Source organism: Phyllobacterium sp. P5_D12, from assembly GCF_054049495.1.
In genome coordinates this window covers 1-3,257 of sequence record NZ_JBFUMG010000502.1, presented here as the reverse complement: position 1 = coordinate 3,257, position 3,257 = coordinate 1, and the positions used below count along the sequence as shown (strand labels likewise).

General features: G+C 57.7%; 3 protein-coding genes. 2 read left to right on the top strand and 1 reads right to left on the bottom strand.

Going from position 1 to position 3,257, the window contains the following annotated elements:
- Together ACXJ5O_RS22515 and ACXJ5O_RS22510 are read left to right on the top strand one after the other, a co-directional pair.
- Nucleotides 1-1,425 (top strand): ABC transporter ATP-binding protein (locus ACXJ5O_RS22515; RefSeq protein ID WP_457301841.1); only part of this gene is annotated, 1,425 nt, incomplete at its 5' end.
- On the top strand, nt 1,422-2,381 hold the full coding sequence (locus ACXJ5O_RS22510; RefSeq protein ID WP_457301840.1) for a 2-hydroxyacid dehydrogenase: 960 nt from the start codon (nt 1,422-1,424) through the stop codon (nt 2,379-2,381). The genes ACXJ5O_RS22515 and ACXJ5O_RS22510, both read left to right, overlap by 4 nt.
- Nucleotides 2,382-2,419: 38 nt before the next feature.
- Here the strand turns inward: ACXJ5O_RS22510 and ACXJ5O_RS22505 are convergent.
- Nucleotides 2,420-3,257: C40 family peptidase (locus tag ACXJ5O_RS22505; protein ID WP_457301839.1), on the bottom strand; the 838-nt coding region annotated here is incomplete at its 5' end.

Here is a 3,257-nt window from a genome sequence, read left to right as displayed (position 1 = left end):
GGCAAGATCCTGTTCAATGGCGAGGACCTCCTGGATAAGGATGAGACCGATTTGCGCCGGGTCCGCGGCAACGACATTACCATGATCTTCCAGGAACCGATGACTTCGCTCAATCCGCTTCACCCGATCGAGAAGCAGATCAGCGAAGTGCTGAAGTTGCATCAGGGCATGGGCGACAAGGCGGCGCGTCAGCGCACTCTGGCACTGCTGGAGGAAGTTGGCATTCGCGAGCCGGAAAAACGCATGAACGCTTACCCGCACCAGCTTTCCGGCGGGCAACGCCAGCGCGTGATGATCGCCATGGCGCTTGCCAACAAGCCAAAGCTTCTGATCGCCGACGAACCGACCACTGCGCTCGACGTGACCGTGCAGGCGCAGATTCTGAAACTGCTTGCGGAGTTAAAAGCCGCACAGGGCATGTCGATGCTCTTCATCACCCATGACCTCGGCATTGTGCGCAAGATAGCCGACCGTGTGTGCGTTATGACAGGCGGYAAGATCGTCGAAACCGGTCCAACGAAGCAGATATTCGACAATCCACAGCACGAATATACGAAGCATCTGCTCGCGGCAGAACCGAAGGGCAATCCGCCATCTGCAGACCTTTCGGCTGAACCGGTAATGCGCGGCGAGAACCTCAAGGTCTGGTTCCCCATCAAACAGGGCTTTCTGCGAAAAACCGTCGACTACGTGAAGGCGGTCGATGGTATCGACGTTACGATCCGGGCTGGGCAGACGCTTGGTGTCGTCGGCGAATCCGGTTCGGGCAAGACGACGCTTGGTCTCGCTCTGTCGCGCATGATTTCGTCCGAGGGCGTGATCCGTTTTGGAACAAAAGACATCAACCAATATTCGTTCAAGCAAATGCGCCCGCTGCGCCGCGAATTGCAGATTGTATTTCAGGATCCCTACGGCTCTCTTTCTCCGCGCATGTCGGTTACCGACATTATTGCCGAAGGTTTGCAGGTTCACGAGCCGAAGCTTTCAGTGGATGAACGGGATGCGCGCGTCGTCGCCGCGCTCAAAGAAGTCAATCTTGATCCGGAAAACCGTTTCCGTTACCCGCACGAGTTCTCCGGTGGCCAACGTCAACGTATCGCAATCGCACGCGCCATGGTGCTCAACCCGCGCTTCGTCATGCTGGACGAGCCAACATCGGCGCTGGACATGAGCGTGCAAGCGCAGGTCGTCGACCTTTTGCGCTCGTTGCAGCAAAAGCATAATCTGGCTTACCTTTTCATCAGCCACGACTTGAAGGTGGTAAAGGCACTTGCCAATGACGTGCTGGTGATGCGCAATGGGCAGGCAGTGGAATATGGCCCTTCGGAGGAAATCTTCGCACGGCCCAAGAGCGATTATACAAAAGCCCTGATGGCTGCGGCCTTCAGGATAGAAACGGCCGAACAGGGAGCGGTGAGCGAATGACTGGGAATGCGGATGACACAATCTTGTTGGCGGTGACGGGCTGGGACCCGGATGTCTGGCAAACCGAATTTGCCAAGGCCGCGCCAGCGCGCAAGCTTGTGCTCGATGCTGACACGGCCAAGGACAAGATTCGTTATGCCTTGGTGTGGAAACAGCGGCCGGGATCTCTCATGGGCCTGCCCAACCTCGAGGTCATCTTCTCGCTCGGTGCCGGTGTCGATCATATCTTCCACGATCACCAGATCCCGGATGTTCCCATTGTACGAATTGTTTCGCCGGACCTCACCATGCGGATGAGCGAATATGTCGTATGGCAGGTGCTCGACCATCATCGGCTCGGCCTGCGTTATCGTCAGCAGCAGACCCAAAAGGTCTGGCACGAGGATCGACGCCAGCCAGCTGCACATGAGGTGACGGTTGGCATTCTGGGGCTCGGTGTGCTTGGACGCGATGCCGCGCAGAAATTGCGCAACCTTGGCTTCCGTGTCAGCGGGTGGAGCCGCCGCCTGCAAACCATCGAGGGCGTCACGAGCCACTTCGGCAAAGATGGACTGAAGGATTTCCTCAAGGATGTGGACATCGTCGTCTGCCTGCTGCCATTGACGCCGGAGACTAAAGGCATTTTGTCGATGAGCATGTTCGCACAGATGAAGGCCGAGGGTCCGCTTGGTGCGCCGGTATTGATCAACGCCGGCCGCGGCGGCTTGCAGAACGAACCCGACATCCTTGCCGCGCTTGATCGAGGCATGCTGTCAGCTGTGACGCTCGACGTGTTCAAAACCGAGCCATTGCCGAAGAGTAGCCCGCTATGGACACATCCGCAGGTTGTCATCACGCCGCATGCGGCTGCAAGTTCTAGCCCCCAAGCGTTGGTTCCGGAAATCATAGCGCAGCTTGAGTCTTATGAGCGTGGCGAGCCGCTCAAAAATATCGTGGACAAGGCCGCGCAATATTAGATGCTGATGATCTCTCCCCTTGAGGGAGATAAGAAAAACTAAAGTCGGCGCACCGCTGTCGGCTTGCCATAAAGATAGGCGATGCGTTCGATGGCCTCTCGCAGAGGTTCGAGGGTGACACTCATCGTATGGCCGCTCGCATGCAGCACCATGGAGTGGCTCGCCATCATCGCCGCGTGACCAGTCCAGAACAGGAAGTCGCCGCGCTGCAGATTGTGATAGTCCTTGTCCGGTTCGATCAGCTCGCCGATCGAAGCCGCCTGCATATCCGAATCGCGCAACACGCCCTGGCCGCTCATCAGCAGTGAAAGCTGGATCAGGCCTGAACAATCAATGCCAAATCCCGAAACACCGCCCCAGAGATAGGGTGTGTGCATAAGCGTTTCCGCAACAGCCACATGATCATCCGTCACCTCGTCTATGGGCACGAGATGTTTGGCGATAATCGCCTCGCCGCTTGGCAGCATGGCATAGAGCGTGCCGCGCCGCTCCTGCCCGCCGGTAACCGTAACAAGCGAGCCCATCGACAGCGCTTTGGTTCGTGGGAACTTCAGGTCCGAACCCGGATATACAAAGGTCCGCGGTGCGATGACGATATGGGTCGGTTCATCCGTGCGCAGATACAGCGTCGTATCCACCACATAGCCGACATAGCCATCGCGCTCGTTCTGGACCCAGCACCAGCCATTGTCGTCTTCGAAGACGAGTACATCGTCGCCGTAAAGAAACTGTGTGGTGATACCAGCGTCGCCTCGCGGTTCGGAGCGCACGTCGACCACTGGATCGGCGATGCGCATCGGCATGCCGGCGGTGAATCGCTCCGCTTCAACCAGACCGCGCAAGCTTTCGTCAGCAAGATCGGGGCGGAATGCGTTC